2 protein-coding genes are annotated in these 2,497 nt (G+C 38.6%); both read left to right on the top strand.

Going from position 1 to position 2,497, the window contains the following annotated elements; genetic code table 11:
* A partial coding sequence (locus BUC45_RS05695; RefSeq protein WP_296970917.1) for an ABC transporter permease occupies window positions 1–706 on the top strand: 706 nt, incomplete at its 5' end.
* A gap of 234 nt (window positions 707–940) precedes the next feature.
* The coding region (locus tag BUC45_RS05700) for a class I SAM-dependent DNA methyltransferase (protein ID WP_296970918.1) at window positions 941–2,497 on the top strand (1,557 nt) is incomplete at its 3' end.

Consider the following 2,497-nt stretch of genomic DNA (forward strand, 5'->3'; position numbering starts at 1 on the left):
TTTAAAAAAAGATGTTAGAAACTATTATTTAAAACCGCCTAACATCAGCTGGGGAATCATCTTTCCTGTTTCTTGGACGCTAATGCAGCTTCTCCGCTCGCCCGAACATGTGGAAATAATAGAACTGCTGCCGGGACTAATGGCAATGAGCGTGCTGTTTGGAACAACCTCAATGCTGGCTGTTACGATTACCTTTGAGAAAAAAGGACGCTCCTTTGACAGACTGCTCCTTGCTCCAATAAGCCTTAACATGATGGTTCTTGCAAAATTATCCGGCGCAGTAATATTCGGGATAATCAATGCCTTTGTGCCGGCTGTTTTTGCAGCTTTCTTTATAGATTTGAGCAAAATAAATTGGGCGGCAGTACTTGTTGCGATTTTTCTCATTGCGGCAACTTCTGCCTTAATAGGCCTATTTATTGCCGTATCGGCAAAGGAAGTTTTCGAGGCACAGACCTTTTCCAACTTCTTCAGGTTTCCCATGCTGTTTTTATGCGGACTGTTTATACCAATCAACCAACTGCCTGCCCCGTTAAGACTTATCTCCTTTTGCCTGCCGCTGACCTATGGAACCGACATGCTCAAAGGCGCCATCATAGGGTCCCCTGCTTTCAATATCCTCCTGGATATCCTAGCCCTGCTGACCTTTGTCCTGTTGCTATTTCACCTCTGCCATAGAAATATAGAAAGAAAGTGGATTTTATGAGCACCTCGAAGTAAACAATTTTACTTTCTAGGTGCTTTTTTATGAGAAAAATTCTCCACAAACTTATCTAGTAAACTACTTTTCCCCATAACCTGACCAAATACCCAAAACAAAGGAAAACTCAAAAAAATATAGAATATTAACATATAACTTGATATAATTCGGTATGTACTGATGTCTAATCTGATAAGTTGAAATTGAAAATCGATAATACATGCAGCAGGAGTGATATATTTGACTGACTTTCAAGACAAGGTTAATTTTATATGGACCATAGCGGAACTTTTAAGAGGTCCTTACAAAAAAGAGCAGTATGGAGATGTGATTCTCCCGATGGCTGTCCTTAGAAGATTCGACTGTGTTTTGGCAGAAACTAAGGAAGAAGTATTGAAAGCATATGAAGCTTTAAAGAAAACAGGACTTCAAAATATGGACCCTGTTTTGAATAAAATATCGAAACAGAAATTTAACAATACAAGCAAATATGATTTTGAAAAATTACTGGCAGACCCTGATAACATCGCGAGCAATTTAAGAAACTATATCAACGGTTTTTCAAAGAATGCCAGAGAAATCATAGAACATTTTGATTTTGACAAGCAGATTACAAAACTTAATGATAATAACCTGCTCTATCTTATTGTATCTGAGTTTAACAAGATAGATTTACATCCTGATGTGGTAAGCAATACGGAGATGGGCTATATATTCGAGGAACTTATAAGAAGATTTTCCGAACATGCTGAAGCTGGTGATCACTATACGCCTCGAGAAGTTATAAGGCTTATGGTAAATATACTTTTAAATGAGGATAAGGAAAGTTTGACAACTCCGGGTCTTGTCGTAACTGTCTATGATTGCTGTGCCGGTACCGGCGGTATGCTCTCGGTTACCGAACAATATTTGAAAGAACTAAACCCGGGCATACAGGTGGAATTATTCGGTCAAGAGATAAATCCGCAGTCCTACAGCATTTGCAAATCTGATATGCTCATAAAGGGGCAGGATGCAGACAACATTATTTTAGGTGACAGTTTTACAGAAGATGGGCACAAGGATAAAACATTTAGATATATGCTGACAAATCCCCCTTTTGGGGTAGAATGGAAGAAAGCAGAAAAGTTTATCCGCAAAGAATATGAAAAAGAAGGATTTGACGGCAGATTTGGTGCAGGTCTTCCCAGGATATCAGATGGTTCTCTTTTGTTCCTGCAGCATTTAATATCAAAGATGAAGCAAGATGAAAAAGGCAGCCGCATTGCCATTATATTCAACGGCTCACCCTTATTCACAGGAGATGCAGGTTCGGGGGAATCAGAAATAAGGCGTTGGATAATTGAAAATGATATGCTGGAAGGAATTATTGCTCTACCTGATCAGCTGTTTTATAATACAGGCATTTCTACCTATATTTGGATAGTAACCAACCGCAAAAACAATGATTTGATGAAAGGCCCTGTAAGAACAGGGAAAATACAGCTGGTAAATGCAGCAGACTTTTACCAAAAGATGAGAAAAAGCCTTGGCAACAAGAGAAATGAAATCAGCGAAGAACAGATACAGGAAATTGCACGGATATACGGAGAATTTAGGGAAAACAAATACTGCAAGATTTTTGACAACGAAGACTTTGGCTACTGGAAGATAGTTGTAGAAAGACCTCTAAGACTAAATTTTCAAGTAACTGATGATAGAATAAATAACCTCTATAACGAGAGAAACTTTCAAAAACTTGCCGAATCTAAGAAAAAAGGTGCAGCAGGTCTTTGCGAAATAGAAGAAGGCAAGAAA

This window comes from Tepidanaerobacter sp. EBM-38 (assembly GCA_001896545.1).
Lineage (GTDB): Bacteria > Bacillota > Thermosediminibacteria > Thermosediminibacterales > Tepidanaerobacteraceae > Tepidanaerobacter.